The organism is Flavobacterium hibisci (assembly GCF_020026925.1).
Taxonomy (GTDB): domain Bacteria; phylum Bacteroidota; class Bacteroidia; order Flavobacteriales; family Flavobacteriaceae; genus Flavobacterium; species Flavobacterium hibisci.
In genome coordinates this window covers 456,998-477,344 of the sequence record NZ_JAIQDW010000001.1, presented here as the reverse complement: position 1 = coordinate 477,344, position 20,347 = coordinate 456,998, and the positions used below count along the sequence as shown (strand labels likewise).

At 35.8% G+C, this 20,347-nt stretch carries 11 protein-coding genes; all 11 read left to right on the top strand.

Annotated features, from left to right (window positions below; translation table 11 throughout):
• Positions 1-319 precede the first annotated feature (319 nt).
• The 11 genes from K8B81_RS01745 (at position 320) to K8B81_RS01695 (ending at position 20,347) form a co-directional block, all read left to right on the top strand.
• Positions 320-2,500, top strand: a complete 2,181-nt coding sequence (locus K8B81_RS01745; RefSeq protein ID WP_223678418.1) for an alpha-N-acetylglucosaminidase — start codon at positions 320-322, stop codon at positions 2,498-2,500.
• Between the two features lie 22 nt (positions 2,501-2,522).
• Positions 2,523-4,460: a glucosamine-6-phosphate deaminase gene (gene nagB / locus K8B81_RS01740; RefSeq protein WP_394370711.1), complete on the top strand. Its 1,938-nt coding sequence runs from the start codon at positions 2,523-2,525 to the stop codon at positions 4,458-4,460.
• A 163-nt stretch (positions 4,461-4,623) separates the two neighbouring features.
• The gene (locus tag K8B81_RS01735; RefSeq protein ID WP_223678416.1) at positions 4,624-7,635 is read left to right on the top strand and encodes a SusC/RagA family TonB-linked outer membrane protein; all 3,012 of its coding nucleotides are present in this window, start codon (positions 4,624-4,626) and stop codon (positions 7,633-7,635) included.
• A gap of 18 nt (positions 7,636-7,653) precedes the next feature.
• On the top strand, positions 7,654-9,273 hold the full coding sequence (locus K8B81_RS01730) for a RagB/SusD family nutrient uptake outer membrane protein (protein ID WP_223678415.1): 1,620 nt from the start codon (positions 7,654-7,656) through the stop codon (positions 9,271-9,273).
• A 237-nt stretch (positions 9,274-9,510) separates the two neighbouring features.
• Entirely contained in the window at positions 9,511-11,826 is a 2,316-nt protein-coding gene (locus K8B81_RS01725) for a GH92 family glycosyl hydrolase (RefSeq protein WP_223678414.1), read from the top strand.
• Between the two features lie 71 nt (positions 11,827-11,897).
• Positions 11,898-14,174, top strand: coding sequence for a GH92 family glycosyl hydrolase (locus tag K8B81_RS01720; RefSeq protein WP_223678413.1), 2,277 nt, complete (start codon positions 11,898-11,900; stop codon positions 14,172-14,174).
• Positions 14,175-14,180: 6 nt separating this feature from the next.
• Positions 14,181-14,747: a hypothetical protein gene (locus K8B81_RS01715; RefSeq protein ID WP_223678412.1), complete on the top strand. Its 567-nt coding sequence runs from the start codon at positions 14,181-14,183 to the stop codon at positions 14,745-14,747.
• Positions 14,748-14,822: 75 nt separating this feature from the next.
• Positions 14,823-15,740 (top strand): ROK family protein, encoded by a 918-nt coding sequence (locus K8B81_RS01710; RefSeq protein WP_223678411.1) that lies wholly within the window; start codon positions 14,823-14,825, stop codon positions 15,738-15,740.
• Positions 15,741-15,781: 41 nt separating this feature from the next.
• A complete protein-coding gene (locus K8B81_RS01705) occupies positions 15,782-17,575 on the top strand; it encodes a hypothetical protein (protein ID WP_223678410.1) in 1,794 nt (597 codons plus the stop codon).
• A gap of 271 nt (positions 17,576-17,846) precedes the next feature.
• Positions 17,847-18,698, top strand: a complete 852-nt coding sequence (locus K8B81_RS01700; RefSeq protein WP_223678409.1) for a DUF4861 family protein — start codon at positions 17,847-17,849, stop codon at positions 18,696-18,698.
• A gap of 77 nt (positions 18,699-18,775) precedes the next feature.
• The gene (locus K8B81_RS01695; protein WP_223678408.1) at positions 18,776-20,347 is read left to right on the top strand and encodes a glycoside hydrolase family 28 protein; all 1,572 of its coding nucleotides are present in this window, start codon (positions 18,776-18,778) and stop codon (positions 20,345-20,347) included.

The window sequence follows — 20,347 nt, the reverse complement described above, 5'->3', positions numbered from 1 at the left end:
AACAGCTTCTTCATAACTAAGGGTGATTTTTAATCAATAGATTAACAATTATTTTCAATTTGAAGCAATGGATAATATGTCCATAGTTTTGAATAATGCGTCCATTTCTTAGATATTCTTTCAGAGTAATTTTATCATTAATTAATCATTGTGGTTGAAGATTAGTGTTTTCATGTCAATATTTTTAAAATATTGAACTTAAATTTTGTGTTAGTTTTTAAGTTGATTTGAGGGGAGATTAATTGATTTTAATCTCCCTATTTTTTATGTGTATGCTTTTAATAAAATAAATTGTGTTAATCTATAAATAGATATCTGTATGAAAAGTGATTGTTTAGAATTCAAAAACTATAATTCCTTAATAAAGGATAGTATACTGGTTTTTGTAATGTTATTTCTGTTGGGGACTAAAGTGTATTGTCAAAGTGCAGATAATACCAAAAGTGCTTTAGCGGTGATGGAAAGACTGATAGGTAATAGGGTCAAAGAATTTGATCTGCATCTTATCGAAAATAAAAGCCAAAATGCGGATTGGTCTGAAGTTGAAGTAACAGGAAACAGGGTAAAAATTACCGGAACATCCAATACATCTGTTTGCTATGCCGCTTATACATTTCTTAGGGATATTGGAGCTGCTTCGGTTAGCTGGGAAGGCAATAGAATCAGCTTACCTAAAAAGTGGCCAGCATATTCAAAAAAACTTGCTACGCCTTTTAAATACAGAAAATATCTAAATGCCTGTACTTTTGGATACACAACACCCTGGTGGGACTGGAAACGCTGGGAACAGGAAATTGACTGGATGGCACTCCACGGAATTAATCTGCCTACAGCATTAGAAGGACAGGAGGCTGTATGGCAGGAATTATGGAAAGGATACGGATTGACAGACGGCCAATTGCAGGCTCATTTTGCAGGGCCGGCATTTTTGCCATGGCAGCGAATGGGGAATATAAATAGCCTTGATGGACCTTTACCTCAGGAATTTATTAATAAAAAGAAAGAAGTTCAGAAACAGATTTTACAAAAGATGAGAACTTTAGGCATGCATCCGGTTGTGCCTGCTTTTAGCGGGTATGTGCCTAAGGCCTTTGCAGACTCGCATCCTAATTCAAAAATAAAGGAATTAAAATCATGGTCAGGAGGAGGGTTTGAAAGCACTTACCTTTTGGATCCTAATGATCCTTTGTTTAAAGAAATTGGAAAACGTTTTATAGAAATTTACACTAAAACATACGGACAGTCTGAATTTTATCTGGCAGATTCTTTTAACGAAATAACACCGCCGGTTTCTGAAGAACACAAGTATGAGGAACTGGCAGATTACGGCAAAACCATTTTTGAAACTATCAATGAAGCTTCTCCAAAAGCGACCTGGGTAATGCAGGGATGGCTTTTTGGCGATAATAAAGAATTTTGGACTAAAGAAGCTACCAAAGCTTTTTTAAGTAAAGTACCCAATGACAGAATGATAGTTCAGGATTATGCCAATGACAGATACAAAGTATGGGAGAATCAGGAAGCTTTTTATGGTAAGCAATGGTCTTACGGCTATGTACATAATTATGGAGGATCAAACCCGGTTTACGGAGATTTAAATTTTTACAAAAAGGAACTTACCAGTTTACTACAAAACCCTAACAGAGGGAATATCGTAGGTTATGGTGTAATGCCTGAAGGATTGAATAACAATTCAATAGTTTACGAATACATTTATGATCTTCCGTGGACACAGGGAAAAGAACCTGTAGAGGAATGGTTAAAGAAACATTTGAATGCCAGATACGGAAAAACTTCAGCTACTGTTATTGAAGCATGGCAATTGCTGACAGAATCGGTGTACAGCACAAAATATTGGGAAACACGGTGGTGGAATGACTGGGCTGGAGCTTATTTGTTTTTTAAGAGGCCTACATTAAAAGTAACAGAATTTAAAGGTAACCCGGGAGACAAGGAAAAACTAAAACAAGCTATTGATCTCTTAAAAAAAGAAGCTAAAAATTTCAATAAAAATAACCTTTATAATTATGATTTAATTGATGTTTCGAGACATTATTATTCATTACGAATTGATGATTTACTAATGGAATGTGTTGCAGCTTATCAATCTAAAGACATCAAAAAAGGAGACGATTTATTTAAAGAAATAGAAAAAACAGCTTTTGATATTGACAGGATGATGTCAGGTCAGCCGTTGAATAATCTGAATTACTGGCTAAAATCAGCTTGGGATTATGGAGATTCTCCTGATGCATCTAAGATATATTTAAAAAATGCCAAAGCATTAATAACATTATGGGGAGGAGAAGGCCATCTAAACGATTATGCATCAAGAGCATGGAAAGGCATGTATAAAGATTTTTACTGGCCAAGATGGAAAATGTTTTTACAGGCTCAAAGAGAATCTGCTGTCAGCAACGCACCATTTGAAGAAGCCAAAGTAAGGGCATCAATCAAACAGTGGGAAGAAAAATGGTGTGAAAGCAAAGAAATGTATTAGAAAATTATATACTAACCAAAAAATAAAAGAAATGTTAAAAAGCAGTATAGACAAAGCGACAAGCTTTGAAAAGCGATTTGAGAATATTGGTACTGTGGTTTATGAAAATTCAGTGATAGCCTCTAAATCAGTAGCCAATGAAATAGCGAATTTGATTAGAGAAAAGCAGGCTCAAAAACAGTTCTGTGTATTGGGTTTAGCAACAGGATCGAGTCCTAAAAGTTTGTATGCGGAACTGGTAAGACTACATAAAGAGGAAGGATTGAGTTTTAAAAATGTAGTATCATTCAACCTGGATGAATATTATCCAATGGAACCCGATTCGATAAACAGCTACGTTCGTTTTATGAAAGAATTATTATTCAATCATGTCGATATTTTACCTGAAAACATTCATATACCAGATGGGACTTTATCAAAAGAAGCTATTGGGGATTATTGTGCAGAATATGAAAGCAAAATCGAAGCACTGGGCGGTATTGATTTGCAGGTATTGGGAATTGGAGGAAATGGTCACATCGGATTTAATGAATCTGGTTCGCTTCAAAATTCTAAGACCCGCTTGGTAGCTTTAGATCACATTACGCGTGTAGCGGCAAGTAACGATTTTTCGGGTTTAAATAATACGCCAAGAACCGCTATTACCCTGGGTGTAAAGAAAATTATGGAAGCTAAAAGAGTGATTTTACTGGCTTGGGGCGAAGGAAAATCAAACATTATTAAAGCTTCGGTAGAGGGAACAGTAACTAATTTAGTTCCGGCTTCTTTTTTACAAGAGCATAGCAACACCACATTTGTACTGGATAAAGCTGCTGCTTCAAAATTAACACGTATCAATACGCCATGGCTGGTTGAAAATGTCATCTGGACAGATAATCTTATTCGAAAAGCAGTTTTAGGTTTGGCTTTACACCTAAAAAAACCAATCCTGATGCTGACAGATGCCGATTATATTGAAAACGGAATGAGCGATTTGCTTGCCGATTTAGGTCCTGCTTATGATATCAATATTAAAATTTTTAATAAACTTCAGAGTACCATTACAGGATGGCCGGGCGGAAAACCAAATGCAGATGACAGTAAAAGGCCGGAAAGGGCAGAACCTGCAAAAAAACGCGTCCTTATTTTTAGTCCGCATCCTGATGATGATATTATAAGTATGGGAGGAACCTTCAAACGTTTGCAAGAGCAGGGGCACGAAGTGCATGTTGGATACCAGACTTCCGGAAATATTGCAGTAGCAGATGATGAAGCCTTACGATTTGCAAGTTTTGTTTGCGACTATAATGAGAGATTCGGAATTAAAAGTGCTGAAGCAGATACTATTTATAAAAAGTCACTGGAATTTCTTCAAAATAAAAAGAACAGTGAAATTGATATTCCCGAAGTGCGAAATATTAAAGGATTGATTCGAAAAGGTGAAGCACAATCTACCTGTTATTTTGTAGGATTGCCAGATAACCAGATTCATTTTATGGAACTTCCTTTTTATGAAACCGGCACCATAGAGAAAAAACCTTTAGAAGAAGCAGATATTCAAATTACAATGGATTTGATTGAGAAAATAAAACCGCACCAAATATATGCTGCGGGAGATCTGGCAGATCCGCATGGTACACATAAAGTTTGTCTTGACGCCATTTTTGAAGCTGTAAATCGTTTAAAGACCAAAGATTTTATGAAAGACTGCTGGGTGTGGCTGTACAGAGGCGCATGGCAGGAATGGGGAATTGATGAAATTGAAATGGCTGTACCAATGGGACCCGATCAGGTTATGGAAAAGAGAAAAGGAATTTTCAAACATCAGTCACAAAAAGACGGAGTCGTTTTTCAGGGTTCTGACAGCAGGGAATTTTGGCAAAGAGCCGAAGACCGAAATAAAGAAACGGCAGATCTGTACCATGAACTCGGATTAGCCCATTATGCAGCAATGGAAGCTTTCGTAAGATGGATGTATTAATAAGAGTTTAGTTATATATTTTAAAAAACAAAAACCTGTCAGGCCTCGATTTTACTGGGTTTATCAAAAAAGTCCATGTTTCTGAATAACCTGTCCATTTCTTAACAATTCTTTAATACTAATTTTGAATAAACTTTTTTAACCAATTAACTAAATACTGAGTATGGAAAAACTTAAACTTTTATTGTTAGCCTTCTTTTTAGGTCTTTCAATTAATTCATGGGCACAAAAAACCGAAGTGTCCGGTGTAATTTTAGATGACAAGAATTTGCCATTGCCCGCAGCAAACATTCTTGAAAAAGGTACTACTCGTAGTGTAGTAACAGATTTTGATGGTAAATTCAAAATTTCAGTTTCAAATCCTAATGCTGTACTAGTTGTATCCTTTCTTGGATTTACAGACCAGACTGTTAAATTAGACGGAACCAAAACAAATTTAACAATTAAACTAGCTTCGGCTACTAATGCTTTAGAGCAGGTAGTTGTAGTAGGTTACGGAAAAGGTTCGCGTAAAAACCTGACAACTTCTGTAACTTCTATTAAATCAGAAGAACTGAATAGAGGAGCTCTTACTGATGTTGGACAATTGTTACAAGGTAAAGTATCAGGTCTTAATATCTCATCAAGTGGAGATCCAACAAGAACTGCTTCTGTTGTTTTGCGTGGAGTTTCTACATTAAATAGTTCTCAGGGACCTTTTTATGTTATCGATGGTGTTCCCGGTGTAGATATTTCAATGATTTCACCTGATGATATCGCTACTATTGATGTATTAAAAGATGCTGCTGCAACTGCAATTTATGGTAACCGTGCCGCTAATGGGGTTATCATGGTTACTACAAAAAAAGGAAGCAAAGACAGAACTCAAATTGCTTATAACGGATATGTTGGCTGGGAAGAAGTTTCAAATCAGCTGGACATGATGGATGCAAATCAATTAAGAGCATTTACCACAAAAAACAACCTGAATTTTACTCCTGAAAATGACAAAGGGGCTAATACTAACTGGCAGAAAGAAATTTTAAGATCAGAAAAAGCAAAGTCAAGCAGCCACAATTTATCAATGAGTGGAGGCGGTAAGAACGGTAGTTATACAGCGAGTATTACTTCTCTTAATAAAGAGGGTGTTCTTTTAAAAAGTGATTTCTCACGTGTAATAGCACGTTTAGCGGTAGAGCAATTTGCTTTTGATGATAAAGTTAAATTTGGATTGAATGTAACTAATTCTAATAGTAAATATGTAAATGTACCACAGCGTAATACGGTACTTTTACAAGCAGCAAGTTATCTTCCGGTTTCACCTGTAAGAAATGCTGACGGTACTTTTTTTGAAAATTTCACCAGTACCGGTTATTTTAATCCTGTAGCCTTAATCGAACACGGAACAGACGAAACAAAAACAAACAACCTTGTTGGTAACCTGACTGCAGAGGTAAAACTTCCTTTTGGATTTACCTATAATTTAAGTATTGCGCACCAAAAGCTGACTACTTCTCATGGTGAGTTTTACGATAGTTATTATCAAAAATATAATAGTGCGAATTTCTACAATAACCCAGATCCACCACAAAATAAATCACTTGTTAATTTTGGCCAAAATGGTTCAGCATTGAGAAACAGTTATGAGAATACGAATAATATCATTGAAAGTTTCTTAACGTGGGACAAAACCCTTGGAGCTCATAAAATAAAAGCTGTTTTAGGATATTCATGGCAGGAAAATACGCTGGGAGACGGATTTCAGGCAACAGCTACGAATTTCCCTGTAGATAATGTAGGATATAACAATCTTGCTTTAAGCAACTACACATCAGTAAATGGTTATGTTGTGAATTTCGGAGACAGCAAAGCATATCAAAAAACACGTTTGATTGGAGAATTTGCACGTTTAAACTACAATTTCGGTGACAGATATCTTTTACAGGGAACTATAAGAAGAGACGGTGGTTCTGTTTTTGGAGTTAATAACAGATGGGGTTATTTTCCTTCTGTAGGAGGAGCCTGGAGAGTGGACAAAGAAAGTTTCATGCAAGGACAAAAAGTTTTTAGTGACTTGAAATTTCGTGCAAGTTATGGTGTTACAGGAAACTCTTCCGGATTTAATGCTTACACCGCTCAGTTTATTTCAGGAAGTTTAGGAACTTTTTATTACAATGGACAGCAAATTGGTGCTTACGGACCAAATCAGGCTGCAAACCCTGATTTGAAATGGGAAAAAACAGCTACCACAAACATTGGACTTGATTTTGGATTGTTTAATGGAAAAGTTACAGGTTCTGTTGATTTGTACGATAAGAAAACAACAGATATGATTTTTAATTATTCCGTAAATCCGGTTCTTGTACCAGTAGGAACAATTGTAGCAAACGGTGGAACGATGTCTAATAAAGGTATCGAGTTGAGTTTAGCAGCTACTCCTGTTAAAACAGCAAACTTTACCTGGTCAACAAATTTGAACCTTGCAAGCAATAAAAATAAAATTGTTAAATTAACAAATCCATTTTTTATTGGAGGAGATTCAATCCGCAGAGTTCAGCCTGACGGAGGAGGACAAACAGGAAGTACTTTGCAGATATTTAAAGAAGGAAAACCTCTGGGACAATTTTTTACTCTTCTATATGCAGGTAAAAATTCAGCAGGTGTATCTCAATATGTTGCCAAAGATGGCAGTTTAACTACAACTCCTGCTATTGGTGTAGATTATCATTACGTAGGAAGTGCTCAGCCAAAAGTATTAATGGGATGGGGTAATAATTTCCAGTACAAGAAATTTGATTTAAGTGTTTTCTTCAGAGGTGTTTTCGGAAACAAAATTTTTAATGCTACCAGAGCTGATTTGTTCAGACCAAGTACTGCGATGACTACTAATATCTTAGCAGATGCTGCTGATGAATCACCAAATGATCTTAATGCTTACAGATATTCATCACGTTTTATAGAAGACGGAAGTTATATCAGATTAGACAATATGACTTTAGGATATAATTTTGGAAAAGTAAGTAAATTCATTCAGAGTGTACGTGTATATCAAACTATTAATAATCTGTTTGTTATTACCAAGTATTCAGGAATTGATCCGGAAGTAGAACAAGGAGGAACAGCTCCAGGTGTAGATTCAAATAACTTCTATCCAAAAACCAGAACATTTATGTTTGGCTTAAACGTGATATTCTAAAATTAAACTCTAAAAATTATGAAAAAGATATTAAAATATTTGGGACTTCCGGTACTTATGGTTGGTTTATTCTGGTCTTGTGAAGATCTGGATGTGCCCATTACCACACAATTGACTCCGGATGTATTTCCTCAGAATTCAACTCAATACATTCAAACGACAGGCCCTGTCTATTCAGCATTCCGTGGTGAGTTTTCATTTGCCTGGTGGTGGTCACAATCATTGAGTACAGATGAAGCAATTTTACCGGCTAGAGGAGGAAACTGGTTTGATAACAGAAACTACATTGCCATGCATTTTCATGACTGGACAGCTGATAATGGTATCATAGGAAGTCTTTGGGACTGGTCGTCTAAAGTGATAGGAATCAGTAATCAGACTATTTCAATCCTAAATCAGGCAATGCCGGCAGGTGCAGAAAAAAACACTTTAATTTCTGAAGTAAAAACAATGCGTGCCATTTCTTATTATATGTTAATGGACAGTTACGGAGATGTACCATTGGATACCGTTTATGGAGATTTTAGTTCTCGTCCGAAATCCAGCCGAACTGAAGTATTTAATTTTATTGAAAAAGAATTAAAAAAAGCAGTACCTTATTTAAATACGGCATCAGGAGTTACAACTTATGGAAGACCTAATAAACAAACAGCAAATGCAATGTTAGCTAAATTGTATCTGAACGCTCAGGTATATACAGGCACATCACGTTATAATGAGTGTATTGCAGCTTGTGATGAAGTTATTAAATCAGGATTGTATAATGTTGAGCCTAGAGCGACTTATCTTCAAATGTTTTACCCAAGTAATGGGCCACAAATGAAGGAGTTTATTTTCGCGGTTCCTTATGATCCTGTAGCAACTACAGTTGGTTTTAATGGTCAGATGTATCACGCCCGTTATGATGTGCCAAGGTCTGAAAGAACTAAATTTGGTCTTCCGTTTACACCAAGTGCAGCCAGAAGTACACTTCCTGAATTTTATGCTCATTTTAATGATGTTAATGATATTCGTAACAAACAATGGCTAACAGGGTTACAATATTTAAATGACGGTGTAACTCCTGTAATGGTTACTACAACAAAAAAAGGATATGACCAGTTTTACACTGGAGCAGATGGCGGTGCTGAATACAAGTATCAGGTTGATCTGACACCAAACATTGTACCTCGCCAAAACGTTACATTGTTTGATTTAGGAAATGATGAAATTGCGTGGAATATGGGATATAGAAATATCAAATTTTATCCTGACAATACTTCTACCAGCCGTAATCAAAATAATGACGTACCGTTTTTACGCTACTCAGATGTATTATTAATGAAAGCTGAAGCAATTTTACGTGGAGGTGCTGAAACTTTAGGACAAAATCCTTTAGCACTTGTTAATATGGTGCGTTCAAACCGTACTACTTCTGCTGCATGGAGCAGTGTAACCCTTGAAGATCTTTACAAAGAAAGATCTCGTGAATTTGCTTGGGAAGCATGGCATAGAAATGATATGATCCGTTTTGGAAAATATGAAGGACAATGGGGATATAAAACAAACGCAGATACGTATCGTCGTGTTTTCCCAATTCCAACAAATGCAAGAGTTTTAAATCCGGCTTTAACTCAAAATGATGGATATCCTAATTAATGCATAATACCAAAAACTAAATTTTAATTCATAAAAGGAGAAGAGACTTAATTCTTCTCCTTTTTATTAAAATTTTAATTCAACTGTTTAAAAACATCCCTTAAACACTTTTTTTATTTATAGAAAGAATCGTGTTTTTTTTACTTGTTAAAAAATTATAGAATGTTTTACTAATATATAATGCCTGAAGACCAAAGTAAAATAAGCATATAATGACCAGCCAATATCTTATAATAAATGATAATCAATAAAATTTATACATTAAGACGCTTCGGAATAAGTTTACTACTTATTTTTTTAATTTCATGCAAAGCTGAAAAAATCTCTTCTGCAAAAAAAGGAGAATTAGTAAACATGGTTTATCCGTTGCTTGATACAGAAAATTCAAGATGGTTTTTCTTTTCATCTGCAAGCCGTCCGTTTGGCATGGTAAATTTAAACCCGGATACCGAAATAAAAGGGGATTGGGGAGGCGGTTACAAATATACAACCGATACAATAAAAGGTTTTAGCCACGTTCATGAATGGCAAATGTCTGCACTTTCAGTAATCCCTGTAACGATTAGTAATGGAAATAGTGCAAATATCTTTTCAGATTTTTATTCTAAATTTAGTCATGAGTCTGAAAAAATATTTCCAGGTTATCACTCCGTTACACTCGACAGGTACCAAATAAAAGCAGAACTGACCAGTACCAAAAGAGTTGGCTTTCATAAATATACATTCCCAAAAAATAGCCAAAGAGGAATTCTTTTCAATCTGAACACCATTTTAGGACCTTGTGAAAATACAAACGGAACGCTTGAAAAAAATAATGATTATGAACTTTCAGGATCGTTGGTTTTAAGTACCAATTTCAGACGTCCGAAACCTTTAACAGTATATTTCAAAATTAAATTTAATGAGCCTGTTTCTTCAATTGAACGAAATGCAGCTACAGGTAATTATTTAGTAAATTTTAGCAAAGCCAAAGAAGAAATCCTGATGAAAGCAGCTATTTCTTATACTTCTGTAGAAAATGCTACTAACAATATGCAGTTGGAACTACCGCATTGGGATTTTGATAAAGCAGTCTCTGATTCAAAAAATGAATGGAATAGTTTATTGGGCAGAATAAAAGTGGAAGGAGGTAGTGAAATTGATCAAAGACGATTTTATACTGATCTCTGGCATGCCTTGCAGGGACGAAAAATTATCAGTGATGCAAACGGTGCCTATCCAGATAATACCGGAGAAAAATTCAGAATTGGGCAATTGCCTCTTGATGCAAACGGAAAACCAAAGTTCAATCATTACAATTCTGATGCATTTTGGGGAGCCCAATGGACAATCAATACGCTTTGGGGACTCGTTTATCCTGAAATTATGGATGAATTTGTACATTCTTTAATGCAATATTATAAAGATGGAGGTATGATTCCGCGTGGTCCTTCGGGAGGAAATGATACCTATGTAATGACAGGCGCTTCTACGACACCTTTTATAGTGACCGCCATTCAAAAAGGAATTGTAAAAGACGATTTAGAAGCCATATACATTGCCCTGAAGAAAAACCACATGTTAAACGGCATCATGGGAAAAGCAGGATACGAACATAACACGGATGTTGGTGGGGGATTGAAATATTATATCGAAAAAGGTTTTGTTCCGTATCCGCTACCTGAAGGCAATTTTGGAAGTCATCAGGACGGAGCCAGTCAGACATTGGAATATGCTTATCAGGACTGGACACTGGCACAATTGGCTAAGAAATTAAACCATAAGGAAGATTATGATTATTTCATGACTAGGTCTAAAAACTACCAGAATGTTTTTGATAAAACTTCCGGATGGATGCGTCCTAAAAATGTAGAAGGAAAGTGGCGCGAAAATTATGATCCGTATGAATATGAAAACGGTTTTATAGAGTCAAACGGAGCACAGTCAACCTGGTTTGTACCGCATGATATTGAAGGGTTAGCAGAATTGATGGGAGGAAAGCAAAAAGCGGTTGAAAAACTGAATAAGCAATTTGAAACGGCAAAAGAGTTAAAATTTACTTCAGGAACTTCACATGATGCCGAATTGCATCCGGAGTTCAGCCGTATTCCAATTAATTTTGGTAACCAGCCTTCCATTCAGACATCCTTTATTTTTAATGCATTAGGAAGGCCAGATTTGACACAATACTGGACCAGAAACGTTGTGAAAGAAACCTTCAGCGGATTATCTCCGGTTACAGGTTACAACGGAGATGAAGATCAGGGTTTAATGGGAAGTTTGAATGTTTTGCTTAAAATTGGCTTATTTCAGCTGAATGGAGGAACAGATGAGGAGGCTCAATATCAGATAGGAAGTCCAACTTTTTCTAAAGTATCCATTCAGCTAAATCCTAACTATTATAAAGGCAAAAATTTTATAATTGAAGCTCCTCAAAACAGTATGGAAAACCTCTATATCAACAAAATAAAATACAACAGTGCAGCTGTAGAAAATTATACAATTTCACACAATGCTATTACAAACGGAGGAAAATTGATTTTAGAAATGTCTAATAAAGCAAAGCAGGAATAGGCGATACAATTTTATCTTGATTTTAAAGCTTTTAAACGCAGCGACTAATTATAACCGAAAGAAAAATAACAATGAAGACAGGGACTAAAGCGATCATTTTTTTAGGAATATCATTATTCTTCACATCAGTAAATCATGCCCAGACCAAAGTACACAATTATGTCGATCCGATGATTGGTTCAGAAGGAGTAGGACGTGTTTTTATCGGTCCTTCATGCCCGTACGGAATGGTAAAGCCAAGTCCGGATTGTACTGTAAGCCCGAATAGCGGATGGCTACCCATGCCAAAAGAAGTAACTGGTTTTAGCCAGGTACATGTGAGCGGAACTGGTGGTGGCCCTAAATACGGGAATATTCAGATCATGCCTTTTTCAGGAGCTTTGGATAAACTAGATCAAAGTTCTCACAGAACAGAGGAAAATGTAAGACTAGGGTATTATGAAACGGTTTTTAAAGAAAATCAGATTAAAACTGAAATCACAACTGCTGAAAAAGTTTCATTTTACAAAATAACATACCCAAAAAACGCAACAAAAGATTTAAAAATCGACCCTGGTTTTTTTCTTGGGGAATCTCCTGAACCGAATGCCAGGGAAGCCCAACAATTTGTTGGCTCTCAAATTGAGATTGTTTCAGATACTGAAGTGAGAGGATACAGCAGGATCAGAGGCGGATGGAATAACGGACGTGCTTATACGGTTTATTTTTGGGCGGCTTTTGACCAGCCCATTGCAAAATATGTTACCTGGAAAGACGGTAAATTTTATAGCAACCAAACGTCTCAGTTTGATTCGGGTAAAAAAACGGGAGCTTTAGTTTCCTTTGGAGCAGCCGGAAAACAGGAACTTAATGTAAAAATCGGAATCTCTTTTTTAAGCGAATTAAAAGCAAAAAACAACATAGAAGCCGAAATCCCGCATTGGAATTTCAATACTGTTTTAACATCATTAGAAAACAAATGGGAACAGTTATTAAATCGCATACAGCTCTCTCCTGATACTTCTGAAGATTATAAAAAGATGTTTTATACAGGTTTGTATCACACGATGATTATGCCTGTTGACCGTACAGGAGAAAATCCTTTATGGACGAATAACGAACCCTATTATGATGACTTTTATTGTATTTGGGATACATTCAGAACTTCCAGTCCATTAATTACGCTTATTGATCCAAAGCGCCAGGTAGAAATTATCAATGCGATGCTTAATATTTACAAACATGACGGCTACTTGCCAGAAGGAAGAAGCGGAAATGATAATGGACGTACTCAGGGAGGTTCAAATGCTGAAACAGTACTTGCAGATGCTTTTGTAAAAAACTTAAAAGGAATAGATTATGAGCTAGCATTGAAAGCAATGCTTAAAGATGCTACAATACCGCCCGGTGGGAATGAAGAACGTGAAGGAAGGGGCGGTTTATTAGATTATTTACGCCTGGGTTATGTACCGTTTGGTACAGATCGTGCCGGTAACCGTACTATAGATTATGCTTACAACGACTATAATATTGCTACTGTTGCCAAAGGTTTAAATTATAACGAAATCTATAATCAATACATCAAACAGGCAGATAACTGGCAAAATTTATGGCGTTCTGATTATGAAAATAACGGCTCAAAAGGTTTCATAATGCCTAAAGATGCTTCCGGAAACTGGCTGGACGAAGTTGTTTTTGGAGAATCAAAAATTCAGAAGCCAACCTATAAATATACACCCGTAATTACAGAATCCCCTTGGTATGTTTGCCATTGGTGTGTGTTTTTTTACGAAGGGACTTCCTGGGAATATTCTTTAAGTATTCCGCATGACCTTCCTGAAGTGATTCGCAGGTCAGGCGGCGATCTGGCTTTCAAAAACAGACTGGATACTTTTTTTGATACAAAATTGTATGATGTATCAAATGAACCTTCCTTTTTAGCGCCTACCATGTATCACTGGATTGGCAAACCACATTTGAGCAGTGACCGAATCAGAACGATTATAAAAGAAAATTTCAATACCTCTCATGAAGGTTTGCCGGGTAATGACGATTCTGGTGCCATGTCTTCCTGGCTGGCTTTTCACATTATGGGATTGTATCCAAACGCAGGCCAGCCTTATTATTTATTGAATACACCGTTAATTAAGGAAATCACTTTGCAGCTGGAAGAAGGTAAAACCTTTAAGATAACTACAAAAAAAATGAGTGAAAAGAATAAATATATCAAAACCGCTTCTTTAAACGGAAAACCTTATAACAAAGCCTGGATTTCACACGAAGATATTGCTAATGGAGGCGAATTGATTTTCGAAATGGATTCGAAGCCTTCTGCATGGGGAACTACTATTTTGCCACCAAAAAAATAAGCTATCATGAAAAATACAATCTTAACCGCCTTTTTTTGCGGGCTATTTCAACTGATGTCAGCACAAAGTTTTGTTCCTACAATCAAAAATAATGCTGTGTTGCATTACATCTGCAAACTGCATGGCCAGACCCGGACTTTGACACTCACTTCTAAAATAACAGCTGATGCTCTTACATTTAATTTGGACACGAGAGATGTAAACAGCAATATTGTGACTACTTCAGAAGGACTTAAAAATGGGAACGCTTTAAGTTATAATCAGGGCGAATATGAACCAGTTTTGAATTTAAAGCCAAATGAAACTTTTTTTATGATTTCACAGTCCGCTTATCAGGATTTAGTAAAAAACAGCAAATTCATTTACAATAATACCACTTATGTTTTAGATCAGAATACAGATAAAAACACTGTTGAAATCGAAGGAAAATCAGTAGATGCTTTGCATGTAATCGCACAGATTGATGAAACGGAAATGTGGATCGTAAAAAATCCGGAATTTCCGTTAATCTGCAAGCTAACTAAAAATCCGTTGGGCATCAACTGGACATTAGTGAAAGTAACCGATAAATAATTACGCTGTTGGTTCAGATAAATCTGCTTTTGCAATTCGAAAAATAACTTAAATAAAACACTTACCACAAATAAAATGGAAAAAAAATATGCTATCGGTATGGATGTCGGAGGAACACATATTACCTCTGCCGTTATTGATGTAACAAATATGAAAGTTTTGGATTCTTCTGTACATAAAGAAAGTTTTAATTCTAATTTGCCTGTAAATCAGGTTATGGATTTTTGGGAAAAATCGATTAAAACTTCTTTAGAAAATTCAGCAATAAAAAATATCAGCGGAATTACAGTTTGCATACCCGGACCATTTGATTATGAAAAAGGGATTTCAATGATTAAAGGCCAGGCAAAATATGAAAATTTTTACGGATTAAATATTGGCGATTTAATTAGGGAGCGTCTTAATCTTGCTTATGATTTTAATATTTTTTTTGAAAACGATGCAGCTTGTTTTGGTAAGGGGGAAGTGTATCAATACATGGGCAATCTTTCAAAAAAAGTTATGGCAGTTACTTTGGGAACAGGTTTAGGCTCTTGTTTTATAGATAAAGGAAAATCAATAACTTATGGAAATGAAGTACCTGCCGATGGTGAAATATGGAATTTGCCTTTTCAAAACGGAATAGCAGAAGATTATGTGTCATTGAGAGGACTTTTGTCAAAATATTTTATGTTAAGTAAAATTCAGCTTGAAAACGGATTAGAACTTTACAATCGCGCCATTGCTGGTGATAAAAATGCCCTGCAGGCTTTTGAGCAAATGGGAGAAGATCTGGCTGAAATAGTGACTCCGTGGTTTAAAAAGTTTTCAGTTGAACATTTTATCATTGGAGGAAAAATTGCAGATGCAAGCGATCTGTTTCTGTCTGCCTTTAACAGAAAAATTGAAGAAGCAGGTTGTAAAATCAGCATTCAGATTTCTACTGACAATGAAAATGCAGCATTGTTGGGCGCTGCGAGCAGTATTTATAATTTAGATAAAGCCACTGTGTAATTGGCTTAAATTAAAGAAAAGTACCAGTAAAAATCAACAGCATGAAAAACCAAATGAGCCGTGGGGAATTTATAAGATTGGGAGGTCTTTCAGTTGCTGGCGCTTTAGTTAGCGATGTTATTTTTGCAAATGATTTTCTTTCTGAAAACAAAAAAACGAAAGAGGATACAGAATTGATGAAAAAGCTCATTTTGAATAATGATGCAAAAGTTACCTCTATATTGAATAAGCCGTATGATCCAGCCATCAGACTTAATAGTTTTCGTACTGTAGCAAGTTCAATAACCGTTATGGCTGCTTCAATGTGTAATTCAGAATCAGGGTTTTATAAGTCTGAAATTCTGGTTGAAAAAATCAATGAAGCAACAGAAATTTTGTTGAAAGCTCAATACAGTGATGGCACTTTAGATGCCGGAGGGAACAGACAATCACCGCCTGACACTGCTTTTATTCTGGAATATATTTGTCCGGCAGCCGCTATTTTAAAAAACAGTAAACAAAAAGGTTTAGACGAATTAAAAGACAAACTCAAAAAGTTTATTCTCAATGCAGGAGAAGCCATGATTACAGGCGGTATTCACACGCCAAACCACAGATGGGTCATTTGTGCAGCTTTGGCCAATATTAACTCGCTGTTTCCTGATACCAGATATATCCGAAGAATTGACCAATGGCTGGCCGAAAGAATTTATATGAATGAAGACGGGCATTATGCCGAACGAAGCGGAATTTATTCTGCTGTTATTGATAAAGCACTCATAACAATGGCGAGGTTGCTAAACAGGCCTCAATTGCTTGATATTGTAAATAAAAACCTGACGACTTATTTTTATTATACTGAACCTAACGGAGATCTGGTGACGGTGGATTCGAAAAGGCAGGATCAGTTTATGGATTTAAAAGTGACGAATTTTTACCTCCAGTATCGTTATATGGCAATCCGGACAAAAAATCCGATGTTTATTCAGATGGTTGAAATGATTGAAGGCCTTTCAAATTTTGCTGCTGATATTTTGTCGGGTTCACTTGCTTTTTTTATGGAAAATGAAGAACTGAGAAAACAAATTCCTGCTGAAGGGGCAATTGCAAATGATTTTGAGAAATTTTTTGCGCTTTCAAATTTGGCAAGAATTAGGCGCGGCAAAGTTTCTCTAACTTTATTTGGAGGAAATGACAAGCCGGTAATGATTGTTTCGGGAAGATCTTCGAACCCTAATTTTTTGATGTATAGAAAAGGAGAAGCAATATTAAAATACATGCGCCTTTCTACATCATTTTTCCGTATGGGGTATTTCAGTAGTGAAGGAATTGAAAAAGAAGGAAATAAATACATCTTAAAAGAAACCAAAGAAGCAGATTACTATCAGCCGCTTGCGGAAGAATTTCGTAAAAATGACGGCGATTATAAGTTATCAGAGTCACCGGACGGGCGTTTTTGGAATAAAATGGACTTTGATTCCCGGGTTAAAAGCAATGTGAAAAAGCAAACAACTACAATTGAAATTACCGAAGATAACGGAATCCTGAATCTGGATTTTAAAGTCGGAGGTCCTCCAAATGTAGAAGTAACAATAGAACTGTGTTTTAAAGAAGGAAGCAATGTGACAGGTGCAGTATTGGATGAAAAGCAAAATTATTTCCTGAAATCCGGAAATGGTGAACTCTCAATGGGTGCAGATACCATACAGTTTGGTCCTGGAAAATGTGAACATTTAAATGTAGAAAACCTGGATAGTGAAGCATATACGTATCATCAGGGAAGCCTGCGTACAAAAGGAGAACATGTTTACATTACAGGATTTACGCCGTTTCATCATAAAATGGTCATTTCTTGATAAGCATGTAAATGAATTTAATAATATGAACACGATTACACTAGTTTTCAGCAAGTTTTAATCCATTTTAAAAAAATCAATTTGAAGAATAAATATCATATTTAAAAGAATTAGTGCAATTAAAAACACATTGATTTTTGTGGTAATATGTGAAATCTGTGTTTGAATTTTTAAACGATAATTTCTTAATATTATAAAAAATGTTGCTGTATTATTGAAAGGTTGTTTTATTTTTACGGAAATTAAATTAATCCTATAAATAATAGAAATTATGAAATTATCATTTTTACCTGCTTTGTTTTTTTGCTGCATTGGTTTTGCACAAAATAATACAGACACGAGTTTGTATATGAAGTCTGATAAAATAACGTATTTGACAGATATTGGCTCAGAATCAGGTGATTTGTACAAAACAATAGGGCATCACGGACCGGCAATTGAAAACGAGTGGATGGCATTGCGAATCTATTTTAGTGATAAAGTAGCTATCGATGTGTATAATAAAGCAAAAAAAGGATTAGAGTTAAAAAAGGCAAATTGGTATCCAACTCCTGAACAGCAAAAAGAAGGCTGGGGAGCTGATTATTATAAAGTGGCAGCAACAAGTGGTTTGGGTGGTGTAAAATTGTGGGATGGTGAAAAAGTAGTACCCCTGAATCCTGTTACAAACCGTTTGGCCCGCGTTGGAAAAACGGACACGACTTCATGGATGGAAATGATTTCAAGAGGAGTGCCTTACAAAGGAAAAAAAGTAGATATTTTAGTTCGTGTAACTGTATTTTCAGGAAAAAGAGAGGCCAAAGTGGAAGCTTCTAGCTTAAATGGAGAAAAAGTACAATTTGTTACCGGAATAAATTACTTTAAAGATTTTCAAACTAAAAAAGGAAAGAATTACATTGCCGTTTGGGGAAAACATCCTGAAGATGTAGCAGCCGAAATTGTTGAAGTTGGCGCTGCTATCTTATACAATCCTAAAGATTATGTAAAAACGAATGACGATGGAACACAATATTTGTTAATTTCTAAACCAGCAAAATACTTAGAAACAAAAATTATATCCTCTTGCGCAAGAGAGACAGAACTTAACACTTTAGATAAATTAGAAGCTTACATTAACCAGTAAGATTTCTGTATAATTTGTTGCAGGCAGTTTTAGTTTAATTTTTTGTTTGAAAGTATTTAAATACAAAAAGAATAATAATGTCAAAAATTAAACTAAAACTGTTTTTTATTGCCCTGCTAATCAATCTTTTTTCATTTGGTTTTGAATCAAATGCGCAAAAAACTCAAAAAGATTTTTTAATAACCAGTTACGGTGCAAAATCGGACGGAAAAACGATTAATACCATTGCAATCCAAAAAGCAGTTGATGCCGCTTTTAAAAATAAAGGTGGACGTGTAATTTTTCCAAAAGGGAATTTTTTATCAGGAAGTATTATCTTAAAAAGCAATGTGACCCTGTATTTTGAAGAAGGATCCGTCCTGCTTGGAAGCACAAATCCAAAAGATTATCCCAATATGACTTTTGAAGGAAGACCAGATTCTCCTAAAAAAGACGACAACTCCCAAATGGCTTTGATTATCGCCCATAAAGCCAAAAACATTGCACTTAAAGGAAAAGGAACTATTGATGGTCAGGGACTACAACTGGCATTAAATATCGACAGTCTTCATCATGCTGGTATTGCAGTAGATCCAAAATACAGCCTTCGCAGGAACAGGCCAAGTGAAACCATGCGTCCAAAATTATTTCGTTTTTCACAATGTGAATCTATTCGAATCGAAGGACTTAAAGCGGGCGAAGCTTCCTGTTGGGGATTATCGTTCGAATTATGCCATAACCTTGTTTTGGATAACCTTAAAATTGTAAACCGTTCGTACTGGAACAATGACGGAATCGATATTACAGATTGTAAAAACGTCAGGGTAACCAATTGCGATATAGACGCTGCAGATGACGGAATTTGTCTAAAATCATATTATCCCGGATTTTATAATGATTCGGTTTACATTGCCAATAACACCATTAGATCCAGCGCCAGTGCTGTAAAATTCGGAAGTGCATCTTTTGGCGGATTCAAAAATGTAATTATTAAAGACATTAAAGTTTATGATACATTTCGGTCTGCCATTGCGATAGAATCTGTTGATGGTGCTTTTATAGAAAATATTGACGTATCAAATATAAACGCTGTCAATACAGGTAATGCTGTTTTTATACGTTTAGGAAATCGAACCGGAGATAAACCAGGAAGTGTCAAAAATGTTAGCATAAAAAACATAAAAGTACAGGTCCCTTTTGATCGTCCGGACATTAATTATGACCTGAGAGGTCCGGAAGTTGATTTCTTTCATAATCCTTTTCCGTCCTCTATTGTGGGACTGAAAGGATATAATATCGAAAATGTAGTTTTAGAAAATATCGAAATCAATTATCCCGGAAGATCCTCTAAAGGAATGGCGTATATTCCGCTAAACCGATTGCATCAGGTTCCGGAAGCAGCTAAGGATTATCCTGAATTTTCTATGTTTGGAGAACTGCCGGCTTATGGATTGTATGTAAGGCATGCCAACGGAATAAGTCTGAAAAATATCAAACTGACACTAGATGATGCTGATTTCAGGCCTGCATTTGTGTTTGATGATGTTCAGAATATCAATATGCAGGAAATAAATTTTCCGGAGGCACAACACAAACAGATTGTTTTGAAAAATGTAACTTCAGCAACGCTGGAAAATCAGCTATTACAACAAACTACAGAAGTTAAATAA

Excerpts from the sequence above, each read along its gene's own strand:
- K8B81_RS01745 (WP_223678418.1), top strand. The coding sequence starts at position 320 with ATGAAAAGTGATTGTTTAGAATTCAAAAACTATAATTCCTTAATAAAG.
- K8B81_RS01735 (WP_223678416.1), top strand. The coding sequence starts at position 4,624 with ATGGAAAAACTTAAACTTTTATTGTTAGCCTTCTTTTTAGGTCTTTCA.
- K8B81_RS01730 (WP_223678415.1), top strand. The coding sequence starts at position 7,654 with ATGAAAAAGATATTAAAATATTTGGGACTTCCGGTACTTATGGTTGGT.
- K8B81_RS01725 (WP_223678414.1), top strand. The coding sequence starts at position 9,511 with ATGATAATCAATAAAATTTATACATTAAGACGCTTCGGAATAAGTTTA.
- K8B81_RS01720 (WP_223678413.1), top strand. The coding sequence starts at position 11,898 with ATGAAGACAGGGACTAAAGCGATCATTTTTTTAGGAATATCATTATTC.
- K8B81_RS01715 (WP_223678412.1), top strand. The coding sequence starts at position 14,181 with ATGAAAAATACAATCTTAACCGCCTTTTTTTGCGGGCTATTTCAACTG.
- K8B81_RS01710 (WP_223678411.1), top strand. The coding sequence starts at position 14,823 with ATGGAAAAAAAATATGCTATCGGTATGGATGTCGGAGGAACACATATT.
- K8B81_RS01705 (WP_223678410.1), top strand. The coding sequence starts at position 15,782 with ATGAAAAACCAAATGAGCCGTGGGGAATTTATAAGATTGGGAGGTCTT.
- K8B81_RS01700 (WP_223678409.1), top strand. The coding sequence starts at position 17,847 with ATGAAATTATCATTTTTACCTGCTTTGTTTTTTTGCTGCATTGGTTTT.
- K8B81_RS01695 (WP_223678408.1), top strand. The coding sequence starts at position 18,776 with ATGTCAAAAATTAAACTAAAACTGTTTTTTATTGCCCTGCTAATCAAT.